Origin of the sequence: Dorea acetigenes, assembly GCF_025567385.1 — a bacterium.
In the GTDB taxonomy this organism is placed as follows: Bacteria; Bacillota; Clostridia; order Lachnospirales; family Lachnospiraceae; genus Claveliimonas; species Claveliimonas acetigenes.
This window is the reverse complement of record NZ_JAOQJU010000008.1, coordinates 49,994-69,941: the sequence shown is the minus strand read 5'-3', so window position 1 is coordinate 69,941 and position 19,948 is coordinate 49,994. Positions and strand designations below refer to the sequence as shown.

The window sequence follows — 19,948 nt, the reverse complement described above, 5'->3', positions numbered from 1 at the left end:
CTTCCTGCATATGTTTATTCTATTATAAATCCGTTAAAATATCTACTACTTTTTTTCTGCCCCCAGCGAGCGATAGGTATGAATGATAACTACTAATGATATGAAAAACGTCAGCACGTCAGATACCGGCATGGAATACAACACGCCATCCAATCCAAAGAAGATTGGTAAAATCAATGCAAATCCTACGCCAAAGACGATTTCCCTGACCATGGAAAGCATGGTGGATATCAATGCATTTCCCATAGCCTGAAGATAGATGAATGTTGCCTTATTGATGCATGCCAGTATAATCATACACAGATAAATACGAAATGCTTTTATAGCAAATTCTGTATAATATACACTTTCATTTGCCGCACCGAATATTCCAATCAATTGTCTGGGCAGTAATTCTACAATTAAAAACGCCACTGCTCCTACCGCCGCTTCTGCAATCAGCAGATAGGTAAATAATGTCTTCACTCTGTCTTTCCTTCCTGCTCCTATATTATATCCCACAATCGGAATACATCCTGCTGCCATACCTATGACAATGGAAATGACAATCTGGAAAAACTTCATTACAATCCCGACCACCGCCATTGGAATCTGCGCATATTCCGGCTGTCCGAAGACCGGATCCACAGCGCCATATTTCCGAATCATATTGTTAATAGCCGCCATTGCCGCAACCAGGGAGATCTGCGCTAAAAAGCTGCAGATTCCAAGAGCCAGAAACCGCCTCGATACTTTAAAACTTAATCTGAAACTGCTCTTTTTCAAATGTACTGCTTTCATGTGGAATAGATACCATACCGCCAGCAGCGCTGTGAGCACCTGTCCCATAACGGTTGCTACTGCTGCTCCCATCATTCCCCACTGAAATCCAAAAATAAAAACCGGATCCAGGATAATATTGACAACTGCGCCTGCCAATGTAGAAACCATGGCAAACCGTGGGCTTCCATCAGATCGGATAACCGGATTCATCGCCTGCCCGAACATATAGAAAGGAATTCCTATCGAAATATAGAAGAAGTATTCCTTTGAATGCCGAAATGTCTCTTCATTTACTTTTCCACCAAACATAGTCAAAATCTGTTCCTGAAAAATCAGGTATACTGCTGTCAATATGATACTAATAATCAAACACAGCACAATTGCATTTCCTACACTTCGATGCGCGTTTTCTTCCTTCTTCTCTCCCAGACTGATACTAACAAATGCACAGCAGCCGTCTCCGATCATAACTGCCAGCGCCAGCGCCACTACCGTCAGTGGAAACACCACCGTATTCGCCGCATTGCCGTAGGAACCCAGATAACTGGCATTTGCAATGAATATCTGGTCTACGATATTATAAAGCGCCGCAACCAAAAGCGAAATAATACATGGGATAGAGTATTTTTTCATTAAAGTTCCTATTTTTTCCTGCACAAGAAAAGCATTTGCATTTTGTTTCTCCATTTTTTGTAAAACCTCCTTAAGAATTGCATAAAAAAAATGTGCGGCCAAAAGCTGGGTTTACGCCTCTGGCTACACACTATATTTATATTTTATATCATTTTTTTCATTTTTGCAAAAGGAAATTTTATCTTCTCTCCGCCGCACCTGCTGCCATCTGCAAAAAATACCGAATGACTCTGTCATCTTCCGTAAGTTCCGGATGGAATGCTGTCACAAGCTGATTTCCCTGCCTTGCTGCCACAATCCTTCCGCCGGTTTTTGCCAGGATTTCTACATGACTCCCTGTTTTCACAATATAAGGCGCACGGATAAATACCATGGGTATCTTTCCCAAAGTCCCAAATTCTTCTTCGGCACAGAAGCTTCCCAATTGTCTTCCATAAGCATTTCTTCTAACACAGATATCCATCGTGCCAAGATGAGAATTCCCTTCTTCCACCTCATTTGCAAGAAGAATCAGACCCGCACAGGTTCCAAGCACAGGCATGCCTGCATTTATTTTCTCGCGGATAGGCTCAAACAGCTCCAGATCACGAAGCAATTTTCCCATAACGGTACTTTCTCCTCCCGGTAAAATCAATGCATCAAACGGCCGCTTCAAATCCTTTTTCTGCCGTATCTCAAAATGTTCTGTTTTCTGTCTGTCAAGCATCTGCCCATGCTCTGCAAACGCTCCCTGCAAAGCTAAAACTGCCACTACCATCTTATTTCCCCCGCTCTGCCATAAGAAGCTCTATTTCCTGTTCATTAATTCCTACCATTGCCTCTCCCAAATCTGTGGAAAGCTCTGCAATTAGTTTTGCATCCGTATAATTCGTTACCGCCTTCACAATAGCCGCTGCTCTTTTTGCCGGGTCGCCGGATTTAAAGATTCCTGATCCTACGAATACACCTTCCGCCCCAAGCTGCATCATCAGAGCCGCATCCGCCGGAGTTGCAACTCCTCCCGCTGCAAAGTTCACTACCGGGAGCCTGCCATTTTCATGAACATATGTAAGCAGATCTACCGGAACCTGAAGTTGTTTCGCCGCTTCAAAAAGCTCATCATCCCGGAGATTCTGAATCTTTCGTATCTCCGCATTCATTGCCCTCATATGCCGTACAGCCTGCACAACATCCCCGGTTCCCGGTTCCCCCTTCGTACGTATCATAGAAGCGCCTTCTGCAATACGCCGGAGCGCTTCCCCTAGATCTCTCGCACCGCAGACAAATGGTACTTTAAATTTCGTCTTATCAATATGATAAATGTCATCCGCCGGTGACAGCACTTCACTTTCATCAATATAGTCAATCTCTATAGCTTCCAGTACCTGTGCCTCTACAAAGTGTCCAATGCGGCATTTTGCCATAACCGGAATGGAAACCGCTTCCTGAATCCCCCGGATCATCTTCGGATCACTCATCCGGGAAACCCCTCCTGCCGCCCGTATATCAGCCGGAATTCTTTCCAGCGCCATAACCGCACATGCCCCCGCCGCTTCTGCTATTTTCGCCTGTTCCGGCGTGGTGACATCCATAATAACACCGCCTTTTAACATCTGCGCCAACTGTTTATTTAATTCATATCTGCTTTCTTTCATTATTTTTATCCTCCTGTTTTTTATTTAGATTCCATTATACGCAAAAATGGATTGTTTTAAATATCCAGTTTATATAATTTTAACCATGCCAGATGCAGTTTCAGAATACTATTGATTTCATCTCCAATCTATCGTATGATTATACATGGGAGAAAATGGAACTGCCGCAGATACATTTGACGGCAGAATATAAGGGGAGTTTGAATTATGAAAGATTGCACCTACTATGACCTGCTTGGCATACCTATGGATGCGACAGACGAAGAAATTACCAATGCTAAGAATTTTCTGGTAAAACGTCTGCACCCGGATGCCAATACGAACAGCGGTCATGATACCACACTTTACATCCAGAATGTACTGGATGCTTACCGCATCCTGATTAACCCGACCAACAGACGGATTTACGATCGCCGTATCCGCAATCCAATCCGGCGAGAAGACCGGCCAGTCCATGGAAGCCGTCCTGCAGATAACGCGCCGCTTTCACCGAACTTTGCTCCATTCTGGGAAGCTGCTAACAAACTGAATGAACTGGTATGCCAAGGCAGTCAGATTCTAAAGCAAAAACGCTGGGGGAAGCAGGAGCTTTCATCTGAAAACCGCAATGAATTATCTCAGCTGGCTTCTGAAGCGCAGATACATATTCAAGTATTAGAATCCGGAGATATTCCGAAAAAATACTGGTTCTCTCATGCTATGAACTGGCTTCTTTTTCAATGGAGCCAGCACAGAGATCTGTCCTACGCCATGCTTTTTTCTATGTACGACAGTTATCTGGAACAGTGTAAATCGAATTTTGAAAGGAAAAAAATATTAAATCACACAGAATCATTTCTTACAACTTTAAATAAAATGATGAAATGACAAATACAGATAAAACTTGGATCTGCCGCATTAACTATTTAACGCGGCAGCCTTTTTTTATTCATGAACTTTCTTTGATTATAAAGAAACATCAGTAATGCCATCGTACAGATGACTCCATATCCGATCCAGCTCAGCCAGTCCGGAATCTGTCCAAATACCAAAAATCCCAGAAGCGCCGAAAAAATAATCTGAGAATAGTCATAAACAGAAATCTCCCTTGCCGGAGCGTAGGAATAGGCTGCTGTAATGCCGAACTGTCCGCCTGCGGCAGAAAGTCCCGCAAAAAGCAGGCTTACAAACTGACCCCCGCTCATTGTATGGTAATCAAACAGGAGAAAAGGCAAAGTAACGATGCAGGAAAATGCCGAAAAAAAGCATACAATGACCGGCCCTGCTTCTCCATGAAGGCTCAGTTTGCGCACAAATGTGTAGGCAATTCCGGCTCCCATCCCACCAGCCAGCCCTATCAGCGACGGGAGGAAATCCATATTAGAGAAAGTGGGCTTTATCACCAGCAGGCTCCCTAAAAATGCACCTGCTACGAATACTGCCTGAGGAACCGTAATTTTCTCTTTTAGCAAAAAGAAACTGAACAGCACAACAAAAAACGGAGACATTTTATTCAGCATAGAAGCGTCTGCCAGCACAAGATGATCCACTGCATAAAAATTACAGAGAATTCCAAGCGTCCCAAATGTGGAACGCAAAATGAGATCCTTCCGGTTTTCTTTCTTAACTGCAAAGGGAATGCCTTCCTTTTTCATAATAACAATTGCAAAGAAAAATGCCACCAGGTTTCGGAAGAAGCTTTTCTGCACCGATGGAATATCTCCCGCAAGACGTACAAACATATTCATCAGCGCAAAGCAAAACGCCGAACAGATAATAGAAAGAATTCCTTTGTATCTTTTCCTGTTTTCCGCCATCATAACATTCCTCCTTCTTCTGGCGTATCAATATCATAAAGCTCTTCTGCACTTTCCGCCTCTATATAAACGCATGGATGATTCCGTATAACTTTGCGTCCCCCTTCATCTCCTTTCAAAGCAAGAAGCTCCGGCATCAGCCGGGCGGAGAAAAGCGTCGGACTTCCGGGGGTGCTGCCATACCTTACGGAAGCCGTCTCAACACCAAAATCCGCTGCCGCAAGCAGCTTTTCAACGGTATATTCCGTAAGTCCCGGCTGATCTGCCACCACAAATACAAGAAAATCTTCTTCCGGAATATCTCCCACAGCATGAAGAGCTGCCTCAATGGTATAGGACATGCCTTTATAGCTGTCCGGGCTGTATACCACCTGCACGCCTCCCTTTTTTGCCTGTTCCAAAATTTCCCGGTACTGCGACACAACATACAAGATACAGTCAGAGCGTTTATAGCAGAGTTCTTCCAGCATATCCAACCCGTAACGGTATAAATGCTTCCCTCGATATACATGCAAAAGTTTATTTGTTCCAAAACGGCGGCTGTTGCCAGCCGCCAGATATATCATATGCTTATTCATCTTCTATCCCCATGAGAATTTTCTCCGGCGTAATAGGCAGCGTACGGTGCCACACACCTGTCGCATTATAAATTGCATGTGCCAGCGCCGGAGCCGGTGTATTAATAACAATCTCACCAATAGATTTGGCGCCAAACGGGCCGGTAGGCTCATAACTGGATTCAAATTCTACCTGCAGATGCCCCATATCCAGACGGGTAGGGATTTTATACTGCATAAAAGAATTCTCCAGGATCTTGCCGGATGCAGAATAGGTTACATTCTCATAAAGCGCCATTCCGATTCCCTGTACCAGCCCGCCTTCTGTCTGAATCCGCGCCAGATTCGGGTTAATAGGCGTCCCACAGTCCACCACTGCCGTGTAATTCAGTATCTCGACTTTCCCGGTTTCCTTATCCAGCTCAATTTCCACCATTCCTGCCATATAAGGCGGCGGCGATACCGGCGAGCATGTGGTTGCTGTAGTCTGAGCCGCCACATCATTAAACATCATAGATTTTGCCGCTATCTCTGCTCTGGATACAAAGCCATTCCCATCCAGCCTGCGCACACCATTTCCGGTAAATTCCACTTCATTTTCCTGACAGTCCATCATTCCTGCGGCAATCTTACACAGATTCCTTTTCAGCTTCTCACAGGCTTCCTCTACCGCCTTTCCGGTAAGATAAGTAGTGGAAGAAGCATAAGAACCTGAATCATAAGGCGAGGAATCCGTATCTGCGCCAAAAACTTCTATATCCTCTAATGGACATTCCATACATTCTGCCGCCATCTGCGCCAGAATCGTGTCGCAGCCTGTCCCCATATCAGCCGCACCGATAATCAGATTATAAAATCCTTCATCACCAAGCTTTATGGTAGCAGATCCCACATCTACTCCTGAAATACAAGAACCCTGCATAGCCAGGGCAACTCCTGCTGTCCTTACCTTCCCATTTCCCATATCCCTTACAGGATACTTTTCCTCCCATCGGAACAATTCTTTACAGCGTGCGATACAACGATCCAGGGCACAGGCATTTGCCATCTCTCCATAATAAGCCGGCATCATCATACCTTCCCGTACAATATTCTTCTCCCGAAGCACAAGCGGATCCATTTTCAATCGGTCAGCCAATTCATTCACTGCACTCTCCAATGCGAAAATCCCCTGGGTTGCACCATATCCACGGTAAGCCCCTGCCGCCTGCATATTGGTATAAACCACATCATAAGAAAAACGGTGCGCCTCCAGTCCACCTGTATAGAGGGGAATGGATTTGTGACCGGACAGTCCTACCGTCGTAGGACCATGCTCCCCAAAGGCTCCTGTATTGGACAAGGTATAAACGTCCAAGGCGCGGATTTTCCCCTCCTTTGATGCTCCCAGTTTCACATGCACTTCCATCTCATGGCGGGGACTCCCTGCCGTCTGGCACTCTTCTCTGGAATAAATCATCTTCGCCGGTCGTTTGGTCTTCCAAGTTACGAAGGCAGGATATACTTCCGCAACCACCGTCTGCTTAGCGCCAAAGCCTCCTCCGATCCGCGGCTTCTCCACACGAACCTTTGACTTCGGAATATCCAGTGCATTTGCAATAATACGGCGGCAGTGGAATACAATCTGTGTAGAACTGATTACATGAAGTCTTCCATAGCGATCTATTTCCGTATAAGTGCGGAAAGTCTCCATCATAGCCTGCTGACACGCCTTCACATGATACGTATGTTCAACAATCTCGTCACAATCCGCAAAAACAGCATCCACATCACCGCTTGAGGATTCTTCACTGGCACAGAGATTCCTCTGATTATCTGCTCCCACAGGACACAACGACTGCCAATTATCTTCTGGATGAACCAGAATCTTATGATCCTTCGCTGTCCGGAAATCCAGAACAGGCTCTAATACCTGATAAGTAACCTTAATCAGCTTAAGCGCCCGCTCCACTGCTTTTTCTGTCTCTCCTGCTACAATTGCAACTGCGTCTCCCACAAACCTGACTCTCTTATCCAGAAGAAGCCTATCATAAGGCGAGGGCTCAGGATAGGTCTGCCCTGCCATGGTAAAACGCTTCTGCGGCACATCTTTATACGTATAAATTCCCACGATTCCCGGAACCTTTAATGCAATCTCCGTCTTGATATCCTCTATCAACGCATGGGCATGAGGACTTCTGAGAACCTTTACCGACAATGCATCCGAAGGCGTAATATCGTCCATGTAGACAGGTTTTCCCAAAAGGAGCTGCATGGCATCCTTCTTGCGGACAGACCTGCCTACCGTTTTCAAATTCTCTTCCAAGCCTCTACACCCCTTTCTTCCAATTCAGATATGCACGGATGCCGCGAAGCTGTCCGTCATATCCGGAGCACCTGCATAAATTCCCTGCGAGATACGCTTTGATTTCATCATCAGAAGGATCCGGATTCTCCCGAAGAAGCGCAATCGTATTCATCACAAAGCCCGGATTACAGAAACCACACTGCTCTGCCCCCTGGTCTGCAATAAAGCCCACAAATTCTTCCGCTTCTTCCTGAAGCCCCTCTAATGTCTGGATTTTGTGCCCTGCTGCCCGCGCCGCAAGTACGCTGCAAGATAATACCGGAACGTCATCCATCAATACCGTACAGAGCCCGCAATTGGCAGTCTCACAGCCACGTTTCACAGAAAAACATCCCTGTGCCCTCACAAAATCTATCAGCAGCATATCTGCTGAAACTGCTGCCTGAATCTTCTTCCCATTTAAAGTCAATTCAATCTCCATCATCAGACCTCCTGCAATGCAAGTACGGCACGGCGCACCAGCACCTCACACAATTTTCTACGGTATGCAGCGCTGCCTCTCATATTTCCCGCAAACTCCGCCCTGGAAGCAATATCTGCGGCAAATGCGGCCGCCGATTCTGCTGTGTCCCCATGGGCAAGCAGATTCTTCTCATCCTCATAGACCTGCGCCAGTGCCGGACGTGCACCCACTACACAGCTATATCTGCCATCCAGAACGGATACAGCACAGGTAAGTACCGGAAAATCCGTCTCCGTATTCCTCATGGAGAGGTACACCGTTTTTCTGGATGTCTTCGGAATGATAATATACGTCAGAATATCCCGGTTTGTCCGTGAAAATCCTGCAAATTCCCGGATTTCCATCACACCTGCATGGTACAATTCCACTTTCGCATCCAACGCCATAAATAAAGTCATAACATCCGAAAAACCAAAGCGCCCATATATACTTCCACCTGCCGTTGCCAAATTGCGGAACTGCACACCTACAATATGCTTCACTGCTTCTGCCATCGCTCCCTGTGTCAAAGCATTTAACCCGGCATGATTCTCCAGCGTCCTTAAGGAAACCATGGCCCCAATCCGGTATTCTTCTTCCGACTCTTCAATCTGATCCAAGCCAAGATCACACAGATCAATCGCCGTTCCGGCATTTTTCTTCTGCATTTTCAGCCACAGCATGCCGCCGAGCACCACATTACTCTTTTTCTGGCACAACGTATATGCTTCTTCCAGACTCTGTGCCCGCACATATTGATTAAATGAAAGCATCTTTCCTTACCTCCGAATGTAATTAGGCTTCCTCTTTTGGAAGCAGAATATTCAGAATAATTGCCACAAATGCAGCAGGCACAATTCCTGAGCCGCCGAAAATCAAGGCAACAAAATCTGGAAGCCCTGCAAGAATTGCGCTATTTGCCCCGATTCCGTATCCAAGGCCAAGAGCCACCGACACAATCGTCATATTGCGGGCCGTCAACGGCTCTTTAGTAATCAGCTGGATACCACTCATTACGATAGAAGAGAACATAATAACTGCCGCTCCGCCAAGTACACACTGGGGCATAATTGATACCAGCGCTGCAAGCTTTGGCAGGAGTCCACAGAGAATCAGGAAAACTGCACCACAGCCCAATGCAAAACGGTTGACAATCTTCGTCATAGTAACGAGTCCTACATTCTGGCTGAAAGATGTATTCGGCAGCACACCAAAAAGGGCAGCGAAGGAAGAACCGATACCATCGCACATAACACCGCCTGCCAGTTCACTATCGCTGGCCTCTCTTCCCATACCGCCTTCCATACAGCCGGAAATATCTCCCACAGTCTCTACAGCAGTAACAATAAACATAATCATAACCGGAACAATAGCACGAAGGTCGAAGACCGGCTTTACAGGCATAATCTGCGGAACTGCAAACCATTTTGCCTGTGCCACCTTATCCCAGTTCAGCACCCATGCTTTTGTGTACTCTACGCCATCTGCATTTACAGCAGTAGTCGGAAGGATGAAAGACAGCACGCCACAGATAATATAGCCAATAATAATACCAATCAAAATACAGGAAGAACTTGTCAGTCCCTTTGTCCCGTGCTTAAGCACCAGGATGATAATCATAACAACCAGCGCAATCAGAAGATTTTCTGCAGAACCATAATCGTTCGCAGACGAACCGCCTCCGAAAGAGCCTACACCTACACTGATCAGAGACAGACCAATAGCCAAAACAACCGTCCCGGTCACAACCGCCGGGAAAAAGCGGCGCAATGGCTTTAAGAATGCTCCTAATACCGTCTCGAACAAACCTCCGATCAGACTGGCTCCCATAATCGCGCCATAAGCGACAACACCGCCACCCATTATATTCACAACACTCTGGAATACGCCAATAAAGCCGGAACTGGTTCCCATGATAATCGGCACCTTCCCTCCAATCGGCCCGATAGAATAAAGCTGCACCAAAGTAACAATTCCCGCTATCAACATCGCGTTCTGAAGAAGCGTCACCTGAACAGCTGCAAAATCTTCGGCACCGCATGCCGCTGTAATAATAAGAATCGGAGTAAGGTTCCCCACAAACATTGCTAAAACATGCTGAAGCCCCAACGGGATTGCCTGTTTCAGCGGAAGCTTTCCTTCAAATTGATACGGAGTACCCATAGCGGTCTCCGCCTTAGAATGATTTTCTCTCATAATTTCCTCCTTAGATAATTTTCTCCTTAAATAGTCAGCCTATTATAGCATAGAATCTATGACTTTTGCGACCCCTATTGCACATATTTATGAAGAAAACATGGAACGATAACCTCCAACACACTTCCCCCGATGCATCTTGCTTTATCTGATATGGTGAAACAATTCTTAAATTCTTCTTTTCGGGGATCAATATCCGCAATCTTAAATCCCACAGGAATCTCGCACCCTTCCCGCAGAAGCCCCCGCAGAAGCCCCGGTATAGTGGCAGTAACCGGAACACTGCCGCCATCTCTCTTCTCAATCCATCCAATCGGCTCTCCCTTCTCCACAATATCTCCTATCTTCCGGATGTTATGGAAAACTCCCTGTTCTGTCGAATGCATCACCCTTTCTTTGGCATAACCATCAATCCTTCCCGGAATTCCTGTGTTCGCAGCAGCCGATCCTGATCTTATAACTCTTCCCAGATTATGTCCCCGTTTCGTCTCAATCACCACATCCACATCTCTTCCTGCCTCAAATCCAGGCCCCAACGCCACAGTAAGAGGCGCCATCGCTCTATGCGTCCCCAGATTCTTTTTGGCAAGGATAGCATCCACCACCACCACAGGGCAAAGTTTCTGAATAGACATTCCTTCCGGGTCAACCAGAACCGGTACCTTTCTCTTTGCCAGAACATCCCATACCTTCTCACAATTGCTGATGCACACCGCCGTCATATCTTCTACAACAGCCTGTCCATCATAAACGGCCTCACTGACCGACACCTGGCGACGAATCGCTGCCGGATGTTCCGTCTCCAATACCAGCACCGGAAGCTCTGCCGACCAGAGCCGATGGATCGTGCCCGTTGCCAGATCACCTCCGCCCCGTACAACAATCAGCTTCTGTTCCATATCTCTGCACGCTCCCTTCCCAGAATATGTTCCGCATAAAAGCTAGTGAGGATTCCCTGGTACACTCTCTTTGCTTTCAGCATCTTCAGGATTTTCCTTCCGCTTCGGAGCCGCTCTTCGTCGTCACACTTGTTGAGAACTACGAAGTACTCCCTTCCGCCGACATTTTTCCGGGTTCCTTCTTCAGATGCAAGAATTTCCGCCAGCACTTCTTCCGTCAGCACTCTCTCCGGTTTCAGATGAAAATGTATCTCTGCCTCTTTTTCCCGAAAACAAGCTTCCCCTACCGTTCTAAAAAGAGCATCCATCCCCATAACACCAATGACAATATCACATTCATCAGGTATAACCGGTTCAAAATCTGCCGGCACCTTGCAAGGTTTCCCCTTTGCCCCATCTGCTTCAACCAGGACAACCTGCGCTATCTGCATATATTCCCGCAATTCTGCCTCCGTGAGTGCTTTTAATTTCCCATTCTCAGCTTCTTCACCCACCACTGCATACTGTCCCGCTTTCCAAAGCCTTTCTGCTTCCTCTGCACTTCGCGCCCAGATTCTCTTTTGGGGTTGATAAATATGGGTAGTGGTAGTCACCAGCACGCGGATTCCTCTTTTTGTATATTCTTCTGCCAGCGCATACATAAGCGTTGTCTTTCCTCCGGCGCCTACAAGGGCAATTCTATGTTCCTTTTCCTCAAGGAATGGCAGGGTTCCTTCTACCACCCTCATTCCTGTCCTTCCTCTCTGGCAAACGCTCCATGAACGCCGCCGGATTTATGCAGCAGCCGGATATCCGTAATCTCAATGTCCTTCTGTACTGCCTTACACATATCGTACACCGTCAGCGCTGCCACAGAGACAGCAGTAAGGGCTTCCATCTCTACCCCTGTTTTCCCATCACATTTAACGGACGCCCGGATTCTTATGCTATAATCCTTCTCCTCCAGGTGGAAATTCAGATCAATCCCCTGCAAAAAAATGGGATGACACATGGGAATCAATTCCCATGTCTTTTTCGCCCCCATGATTCCCGCAATCTGAGCCACTGTCAGTACGTCCCCTTTTTTCATCCCTCCACTCTGGATAAGCCGGAACGTCTCCCGGTTCACCTTGACACTGGCGGCTGCCACCGCAGTCCTGTGGGACACAGGCTTATCCCCTACATCTACCATCTTTGCCTTCCCCTGCTCATTAAAATGTGTAAAATCCCCCATTTTGCTTCTCCTTTTACATAACAAAGGTGGGTATTTTATGCCCACCTAAAAAATTACCCCTATGAATCTTCCCGGAATGTAATGGTCTGCGCATCCGCATCCATCGCATCCACAATTGCCAGCGACTCTACCCGAAGTCCCTGTTCTCTCAGCTTCGCTCCGCCTTGCTGGAATCCTTTCTCAATTACAATCCCGATACCGACCACATTTGCATGAGCATCATGAATTAATTGTACAAGCCCCAATGCCGCACAGCCATTTGCCATAAAGTCATCAATAACCAGAATATTCTCCCCCGGCTTAATAAAACGGCTTGCCACGATTACCTCATACGTCCGCTTATGCGTAAAGGATTCTATCTGTGTCGACAACATCGTCCCGTCCAGATTGATGGACTGTGATTTTTTGGCAAATACCACCGGGCAGTCAAAATACTGTGCCACAACCGCCGCAATCCCAATGCCCGACGCTTCAATCGTAAGGATCCTGTCCACCTTCACATCCGCAAAGCGCCGCTTAAATTCCTTTCCAATCTCATTGAATAACTGAATATCCATCTGGTGATTTAAGAAATTATCAACCTTCAGAACATTTCCCGGCTTGATTATGCCGTCTTTCCGTATACGCTCTTTTAAAAGTTCCATGTCCTTTCTCTACTTCCTTCTTCCGTTTATTTGAACAAAATTATACCAGCTTCTGATTTTATTGTAAATAATTAAGAAGAGAAAACCACTAACAATCCTCTTTTAAAAGCAAAATATGATCCTGGGGAAACTGCAGATAATCCGGCATCCCCTTCTCTTTCATACGCTCCCACCTGTCACGCTGCAAAAACCAACAGATATCCTCCCTTCCTTCCTTCTCTTCTCCCTCAGGAGTGAGATAAAAATTCTTTTCAAATGGCAATTCTGCACTTCCGGCAACCTGCACCCTAATACAATTTTTCTTCCGTTCGCCCCAAATCGGGACAAATTCATGCGCCCGAAAACCAATCTTCGTAACATCTTCTTCTATTGTCTCTGCTACTTCCAACTCGATTCCCCAGTCAAGCGCCTGCAGCCTGTGTGCATCCAGTCTCTGTATTCTTGAAAAATTCTTACATCCTGTCAAACGTGCGGCTGCCTTTTTCCCAGGATTCCTGAATAATACCCGGGTCTCTCCGAACGCCACTGTCATCCCCTGATCCATAATCAGAAGGTCCTCACTAAACCGGTAAATTTCATCTCTGTCGTGGGATACCATAATCGCAGTGCCTCCGTACCCCTTAAGCATCTCCATCATCTCCTGCTGTAAACGATCCCTTAAGAACATATCCAGCGCCGAAAATGGTTCATCCAGCAAAATCACATCCGGTTCATATGCCATAATCCTTGCAAGGGCAGCCCTCTGCTGCTGTCCGCCAGATAATTCTCCGGGAAGACGCTTCTCCAGCCCTTCCAGATGGAACCTGCATACCATCTCCCGAACCCTCTCTTTTTTCTCCCGCTTCGTTCCCTTCAGACCGGCAGCTATATTTCTTTCCACTGTCATCGTGGGAAACAAAGCATAATTCTGAAACAAATATCCAATCTTACGCTTCTGCGGCGGGACATTCACTTTCTGCCCGGAATGGAAAACAACTGTATCATTTATAAGAATCGTCCCCTCATCCGGTGTCTCGATCCCCGCAATACTTTTCAGCGTCAGGCTTTTCCCACAACCGGACGCTCCAAGGATTCCTATACGGGACGCTCCGCTCCGGAACCGGACATCCAACCGGAAATCTCCCAGTACTTTTTTTATATCAACCGATAATCCCATTTTCTTTTACCATCTCTTTACATTCTTCATCTTCCTGCCGGACAGCAGGTTCATTAAGACGATAATCACAAATGCAATCAAAATAACCACCGCAACCCAGATTCCCGCCGTCAGGTAATCGCCATCCTGTATGACCATGGCAATCTTCTGGGAAATCGTTCCCGTCTTTCCCGGAATATTCCCCGCAAGCATAGACGTAGCTCCATATTCTCCCAATGCACGGGCAAAGGTTAAAATGGTACCAGAAACAATCCCCGGTCCTGCCGATGGCACAACTACCGTCCAGAAAATCCGGGATTCCGACATACCAAGGGTTCTTCCTGCATAAACCAGATTCACATCCACCTGCTCAAACGCCGCTCTGGCATTACGGTACATCAGCGGAAATGCAATAACTGTCGCCGCAATCACGCAGCCCAGCCAGGTCTGAACCACCTTAATATCAAATTCTTCATATAACAAAATACCCAGTGGCCGCCGCCTGCTAAAAAGAAGCAGCAAAAAGAACCCTGCCACCGTCGGCGGCAAAACCATAGGAAGTGTAAGCAGACCATCAAAGAACGCTTTCCTTCCCGGCGCCATCTTTATCACCTTTCTGGCAGCGAAGATTCCCAAGAAAAAAGAAAAGAAAGTCGCAGTCACCCCTGTTTTCAATGATATAATCAATGGGCTCCAGTCCAAATCCTTCAGTATATCTACAACCATTTCCATATCCATCACTCTATCTTTACTCTACATCTGTGTCAAAATAATATGCGTCAAATACCGCCTTCGCCTCGTCAGATAAAATAAATTGCAGAAAATCCTCCGCCGCTTCTATCTGGGCATCATCCGCTTCTTCATTGACAACACGAGCAATAGGATAGATCACATCCCCTGTCAGATCATAGCTTACTGTTTCCAGAATCTCCAGGTCATCTTCATATCCATAGGTATCCGAATAATAAGTCGTTCCCACCTCGCAGGAACCCTCCACTACTGCAGTCAACACCTTACTCACATTATCCTGCTCACTGATTTCTACCCCTCCAAGGGCTTCTGAAACCTGCTGCGTCGTAATAGTTGATACATCTTCCACACTTTCTAATTTACCCAAATTTACCAACGCCTGTCTCGTGTATTTCCCCACCGGCACACTTCCGCCTGCCAATGCAATACTCCGGGCGTTCTCAAGATTCTCAAGCCCTGTCACAGCAGTCCCACTATCCTTTAAGGTCACCACAACAACCTGGTTATTCACCACATTTGCCCTTGTACCATCCTCCACAAGGCCATCTGCTTCCAGCTGATCCATCTGCTTCTGTGCTGCTGAGAAGAAAATATCACACTCATAACCTTCCTCAATCTGGGTTAAAAGTGTGCCGGAACTGTCTGCGTTAAAAGTAATCTTTACTTCCGGATGCTCCTCATTGTACATCTCGGCAAGTTCCGTCATAACCGTGTTGAGACTTGCCGCAATAAATACCTGTATCTCCGTCTCTTCCGCCTTATCCTCTCCGGTTTCCGGATTTTCTGCATCTTTCTCAGCGGCACTTCCTGCACATCCGACAAGCAAAGCTCCTGTCAACACTACTGCCAATAAGCTGCTCACAATTTTTCTTATCATCTGTCTTTTCCTCTTTTCTTTATTTTTTATGGTTACTGCCACAGTCTGCAGCATCTCCCAAAAGAATCTGTATGCCATGCTCCAGATAGGGCAGAACATATTCCAAACTCTCTTTTACTGCTTTTTCACTTCCCGGCAAATTAACAATCACCGTCTTATTCCGAATAACAGACACTCCCCGCCCCAGCATGGCTCTGCCGGTAACAGAAAGGGAATACATACGGATTGCATCAGCAATTCCCGGTGCATTTCTCGTGGCAACAGCAAGAGTAGCTTCCGGCGTCCGGTCCCGCTCAGCAAACCCGGTTCCTCCTGTGGTAAGAATCAGATTCACCTGTCTTTGATCTGCAAGGCGAACCAGCTCCCTTTCGATCCTCTCCTGATCATCCGCGAGAAGGATTCTCTCTATCACACGGTATCCCGCTGCCTCTGCCATCTTACAGATTAATGGTCCGCTGGTATCCTCCCTCTCACCTTTTGCCCCCTTATCACTTAAAGTCATTACTGCAGCCGTATAGCGGTTATCTGCCCGTTCTATCATCTGCATTTCATCTCCCACAGATAGAATTCCTCCATGAACCACCCGGGCAAATACTCCCTGCGTCGGCATAATGCATTCACCCATTTTCTGATAAATCTGACAATGGTTATGACATTCCTTTCCAATCTGCGTCATCTCCAAAACCACCTCTCCGCACTGGAAAGTCGTTCCCACTGGGAGACTGCCAAAATCAAATCCTTCCACCACCAGATTTTCACCAAAGGCTCCGGGAGTGACTTCCGCTCCTTTTCGGTTGAACTCTTCAATTTTTTCTGCCGACAAAAGGCTTACCTGCCTGTGCCAATTTCCTGCATGGGCATCCGTCAGAATTCCAAAATCTTCTTTCAATTCAGCAGATCCCACATTGGTTTTTTGTATTCCCCGTCTGTCACTGGTACAGACCGCTTTCACAATACCCATCTTATCCTCCAATCCCTGCCATCTTCCGTTTCTCCGGCGTGCCTTCTTTCATCTTACCGGCAAAACCATGGCATCTTGGCTTCGCGTAAATACTGTCTCTTAATTTTTTCTCAATCTCTGCATCATCCATCCCTCTGCGCATAGCCTCTTTGATATTTATCCTGCCTTCGTAACTCAGGCAGGGCTTCAAAAGTCCGTCTGCTGTTAATCGGATACGGTTACAATTCTCACAAAAACTATGGCTGACAGCACTGATAAATCCCACTCTTCCCCGAAATCCTTCCAGCCGGTAATATACGGCCGGTCCGTTTCCGGAAACATCTCCATCCAGCTCCATAGAACCATATTTCATTTCCAGGATCTTCGTAATTTCTTCCTGCGAAACGCCGGTACAAGCTTTTCCCAATCCAACCGGCATCATCTCAATAAACCGGACAGCTACCGGATACTTCTTTGCCAATGCCGCAATGGCGGGAAGCTCATCTTCATTAAATCCTTTCATGGGAACACAATTAATCTTCACAGGAATATCTGATAACAACGCATTCCTGATACCATCCCTCACCTGGAAAAACGCATCTTTTCCCGTAAGCTTTCTGAAACGCTCCGGCTGCAGCGTATCTAGGCTGATATTAATTCCCGAAACACCTGTTTTCTTCAATTCGGGCAGATACTTCCCAAGCAGAAATCCATTGGTAGTAAGGGTCACGGCTTCCATTCCCGAAATCTCTCGGATTTCCTTTATCAGCCCGCAGACTCCTTTCCGTACCAACGGTTCTCCACCTGTAATCTTCACTTTCTTTATGCCGGTCCTTACCGCAATCTTCATAAAACGCAGAATCTCTTCATAGGTCATAATTTCACTATGAGGAAAAAGCGCCGTTCCTTCTTCCGGCATACAATATCTGCAGCGAAAGTTACAGCGGTCTGTCACTGATATTCTGATATAATCAATCTCTCTCTGATACTGGTCTTCCATCTATTCTTTTCTCTTCCTTTACCTGCTATAGCATTTCCATCAAAACCTCAATTACGCCGCCACAGACCATACCTTCTTCTTCCGCCTCTTCTCCGGTCATGTCCACACGGCACAGCTCCGGCTCAGTATCCATTCTTCTTATCTTAAGTAAAGCTTTGCGGTATATATCCGCCTCCGCACATCCTCCGCCAATCGTTCCCACACAGTGTCCATCCGGCAAAACCAGCATTTTCGTCCCCATCTTCCTGGGAGCTGATCCCTTTCTCCCAACGATGGTAACCATCACTCCCGTATTTTCTGCACACCCACATTCTTTTCCGTCCACAGATGCATTTTTCTCACAGACTACCTGCATAATCTCTCTGGTATAGCCACTGTCCCGCCTGTTTTTATTCTTCACTTCAATAATCTCAGCCATAATCGCAACTGCAATTTCTTCCGGCGTCTCGGCTCCAATCGCAAGCCCAATGGGTGTGTACACCCGGTCTATGACTTCCCGGCAGGCTCCCTCTGCAATCACAGCTTCTTTCACCAATTTTACACGTTTCCTGCTGCCAATCATCCCTATATATGCATGCTTCTTCCCGGCAATCTGTGCCAGACAGGTCTGATCATAGCGATGTCCTCTTGTCACAATAATAAAATAGGTATCCTCGTCCCCTTCTATCCTGGACAACCCTTCTTTAAATGGTTCACAATAAACCCGGGAAGCCCCGGCACGCCTGGCGTTGTCTGCAAATTGAGGGCGATCCTCCAGCACCGTCACATGGAAACCAAGCATAATTCCCATTTGAATCACAGGAACCGATACATGTCCGCCTCCGCAGATCACCATTTTTTTCTCTTTCCCCAGAATTTCACTAAATACAGTCCGCCCGCTTACGATGACCTTTCCACTTTCTTTTATTCTTCCTATTTCAGCCCGGTTCTCTGAAAAAAAACCGTTTTTCACCGACTCCCATTTAATTCTCTCGCCGGATACCAGCGCTTTCTCACCGAACGGCTTTCCGTCAAGCACTGTCAAAACCATATTCCGGTGATTTGAATCTGCATTTTTTATAGCATGATATAATTCCAGCATTTCATTCTCCTTCTATTTTCCAAATCCACAATTCGGGAAGGTACATACCGGACAGGACAGGCAGAGTCCCCCCTCTCCCAGTATATCCAAATCTTTTTTTTCGAGAATTTCTCCTGCCATCACCCTTGGCAGCACCAAATCAAAAATGGTCCTCCTTGCGTACATCACACATCCCGGAAGTCCCATAACGGGAATTCGATCTTCTCCATAATATGCCAGAAGGAACATGGCTCCCGGCAGCACCGGTGCCCCATAGCTCACAATCTCAGCACCGGTATTACGGATTGCCAAAGGCGTCCTGTCATCAGGATCCACACTCATTCCTCCTGTACACAGGATCAGATCCGCCCCCTGCCCTAATAACTTCTGTATACATTCTGTAATACGTTCCGGTTGATCGTCGCTGATCTCTTTACCAACAATATCCACCTGGTATTCTGCCAGCTTTTCTTCTATAACCGGAGAAAATGTATCCCGGATCCTTCCATGAAATACCTCATTTCCTGTAATAACCAGACCAGCCCTTTTCTTGATAAATGGAAGGATCCCAAAAACAGGCACCCCTCCTCCCACTTTCTTTGCATGTTCCATTTTTTCTGCTTCAATCACCAACGGGATAATCCGGGTTCCTGCTATCTTATCTCCTGCCTTCACCGGGAAATTCCCATGACGGCTGGCAATCATCATTTCTCCCAGAGAATTTATCCGGTTCAGCTTCTCTGTATCCACCTTCAGCAGTCCATCACAATCAGCAATCAGTTCAATCTTACCTTCTTTGATTTCAGACGGATGCATAAATGTATTTCCGCAGATATCATAAAGAATCTGCGCAGCCTCGTCTTCGTGCAGCATACCTTCTTCTTTCTCCCAAATATACAGATGATCTTTTCCCACAGACAAAAGCACCGGTATATCCTTTTCTGTCACCACATGCCCCTTTCGGAATACAGCATCCTTTGTAACACCTTTTATAATCTGCGTAATATCATGGCAGAGTACTTGCCCCACCGCATCTTCTGTTCTCACCAGCTTCATTTTCATC

21 protein-coding genes are annotated in these 19,948 nt (G+C 46.5%); 1 reads left to right on the top strand and 20 read right to left on the bottom strand.

Annotation, left to right across the window (positions count from 1 at the left end; genetic code table 11):
• Positions 1-45 precede the first annotated feature (45 nt).
• The 3 genes from OCV99_RS08670 to pdxS form a co-directional block, all read right to left on the bottom strand.
• Positions 46-1,449 (bottom strand): MATE family efflux transporter, encoded by a 1,404-nt coding sequence (locus OCV99_RS08670; protein ID WP_158369790.1) that lies wholly within the window; start codon positions 1,447-1,449, stop codon positions 46-48.
• Positions 1,450-1,573: 124 nt separating this feature from the next.
• Positions 1,574-2,152, bottom strand: coding sequence for a pyridoxal 5'-phosphate synthase glutaminase subunit PdxT (pdxT, locus tag OCV99_RS08665; RefSeq protein ID WP_158369788.1), 579 nt, complete (start codon positions 2,150-2,152; stop codon positions 1,574-1,576).
• Position 2,153: 1 nt separating this feature from the next.
• The gene (pdxS, locus tag OCV99_RS08660) at positions 2,154-3,029 is read right to left on the bottom strand and encodes a pyridoxal 5'-phosphate synthase lyase subunit PdxS (RefSeq protein ID WP_158369786.1); all 876 of its coding nucleotides are present in this window, start codon (positions 3,027-3,029) and stop codon (positions 2,154-2,156) included.
• A gap of 207 nt (positions 3,030-3,236) precedes the next feature.
• On the opposite strand from pdxS, the gene OCV99_RS08655 reads away from it, so the two are divergent.
• Positions 3,237-3,896, top strand: a complete 660-nt coding sequence (locus tag OCV99_RS08655) for a J domain-containing protein (protein WP_158369784.1) — start codon at positions 3,237-3,239, stop codon at positions 3,894-3,896.
• A 38-nt stretch (positions 3,897-3,934) separates the two neighbouring features.
• On the opposite strand, the gene OCV99_RS08650 is transcribed toward OCV99_RS08655, so the two are convergent.
• From OCV99_RS08650 to OCV99_RS08570, 17 genes are all read right to left on the bottom strand, one after another.
• On the bottom strand, positions 3,935-4,828 hold the full coding sequence (locus tag OCV99_RS08650; RefSeq protein ID WP_331490702.1) for a DMT family transporter: 894 nt from the start codon (positions 4,826-4,828) through the stop codon (positions 3,935-3,937).
• A complete protein-coding gene (locus tag OCV99_RS08645) occupies positions 4,825-5,403 on the bottom strand; it encodes a nucleotidyltransferase family protein (RefSeq protein WP_158369782.1) in 579 nt (192 codons plus the stop codon). The genes OCV99_RS08650 and OCV99_RS08645 overlap by 4 nt, the downstream gene beginning before the upstream one ends.
• Positions 5,396-7,636, bottom strand: coding sequence for a xanthine dehydrogenase family protein molybdopterin-binding subunit (locus tag OCV99_RS08640; protein ID WP_158369869.1), 2,241 nt, complete (start codon positions 7,634-7,636; stop codon positions 5,396-5,398). The genes OCV99_RS08645 and OCV99_RS08640 overlap by 8 nt, the downstream gene beginning before the upstream one ends.
• Before the next feature lie 55 nt (positions 7,637-7,691).
• Positions 7,692-8,150, bottom strand: coding sequence for a (2Fe-2S)-binding protein (locus tag OCV99_RS08635; protein WP_158369870.1), 459 nt, complete (start codon positions 8,148-8,150; stop codon positions 7,692-7,694).
• A gap of 2 nt (positions 8,151-8,152) precedes the next feature.
• Positions 8,153-8,944, bottom strand: a complete 792-nt coding sequence (locus OCV99_RS08630; RefSeq protein WP_158369781.1) for an FAD binding domain-containing protein — start codon at positions 8,942-8,944, stop codon at positions 8,153-8,155.
• Positions 8,945-8,966: 22 nt separating this feature from the next.
• Positions 8,967-10,367, bottom strand: a complete 1,401-nt coding sequence (locus tag OCV99_RS08625; protein WP_158369779.1) for a uracil-xanthine permease family protein — start codon at positions 10,365-10,367, stop codon at positions 8,967-8,969.
• A gap of 74 nt (positions 10,368-10,441) precedes the next feature.
• The gene (gene yqeB, locus OCV99_RS08620; RefSeq protein ID WP_158369777.1) at positions 10,442-11,266 is read right to left on the bottom strand and encodes a selenium-dependent molybdenum cofactor biosynthesis protein YqeB; all 825 of its coding nucleotides are present in this window, start codon (positions 11,264-11,266) and stop codon (positions 10,442-10,444) included.
• A complete protein-coding gene (yqeC, locus tag OCV99_RS08615) occupies positions 11,251-11,994 on the bottom strand; it encodes a selenium cofactor biosynthesis protein YqeC (RefSeq protein WP_158369775.1) in 744 nt (247 codons plus the stop codon). Before yqeC ends, yqeB begins: the two co-directional genes overlap by 16 nt.
• On the bottom strand, positions 11,991-12,479 hold the full coding sequence (moaC, locus tag OCV99_RS08610; protein ID WP_158369773.1) for a cyclic pyranopterin monophosphate synthase MoaC: 489 nt from the start codon (positions 12,477-12,479) through the stop codon (positions 11,991-11,993). Before moaC ends, yqeC begins: the two co-directional genes overlap by 4 nt.
• Before the next feature lie 59 nt (positions 12,480-12,538).
• A complete protein-coding gene (locus tag OCV99_RS08605) occupies positions 12,539-13,123 on the bottom strand; it encodes a xanthine phosphoribosyltransferase (RefSeq protein ID WP_158369771.1) in 585 nt (194 codons plus the stop codon).
• A gap of 88 nt (positions 13,124-13,211) precedes the next feature.
• Positions 13,212-14,279, bottom strand: coding sequence for a sulfate/molybdate ABC transporter ATP-binding protein (locus OCV99_RS08600; protein WP_158369769.1), 1,068 nt, complete (start codon positions 14,277-14,279; stop codon positions 13,212-13,214).
• A gap of 6 nt (positions 14,280-14,285) precedes the next feature.
• The gene (gene modB / locus OCV99_RS08595) at positions 14,286-14,990 is read right to left on the bottom strand and encodes a molybdate ABC transporter permease subunit (RefSeq protein ID WP_158369868.1); all 705 of its coding nucleotides are present in this window, start codon (positions 14,988-14,990) and stop codon (positions 14,286-14,288) included.
• 16 nt (positions 14,991-15,006) lie between these two features.
• Positions 15,007-15,885 carry a molybdate ABC transporter substrate-binding protein gene (gene modA, locus OCV99_RS08590; protein WP_158369767.1) on the bottom strand — a complete coding sequence of 293 codons (879 nt, stop codon included), beginning with the start codon at positions 15,883-15,885 and terminating at the stop codon, positions 15,007-15,009.
• Between the two features lie 19 nt (positions 15,886-15,904).
• A complete protein-coding gene (locus tag OCV99_RS08585; RefSeq protein ID WP_158369765.1) occupies positions 15,905-16,846 on the bottom strand; it encodes an MOSC domain-containing protein in 942 nt (313 codons plus the stop codon).
• 1 nt (position 16,847) lies between these two features.
• A complete protein-coding gene (moaA, locus tag OCV99_RS08580; RefSeq protein ID WP_158369763.1) occupies positions 16,848-17,825 on the bottom strand; it encodes a GTP 3',8-cyclase MoaA in 978 nt (325 codons plus the stop codon).
• A gap of 25 nt (positions 17,826-17,850) precedes the next feature.
• Entirely contained in the window at positions 17,851-18,906 is a 1,056-nt protein-coding gene (locus tag OCV99_RS08575; protein ID WP_158369762.1) for an XdhC family protein, read from the bottom strand.
• Between the two features lie 12 nt (positions 18,907-18,918).
• Positions 18,919-19,941: a molybdopterin-binding protein gene (locus tag OCV99_RS08570; RefSeq protein ID WP_158369760.1), complete on the bottom strand. Its 1,023-nt coding sequence runs from the start codon at positions 19,939-19,941 to the stop codon at positions 18,919-18,921.
• Positions 19,942-19,948 lie beyond the last annotated feature (7 nt).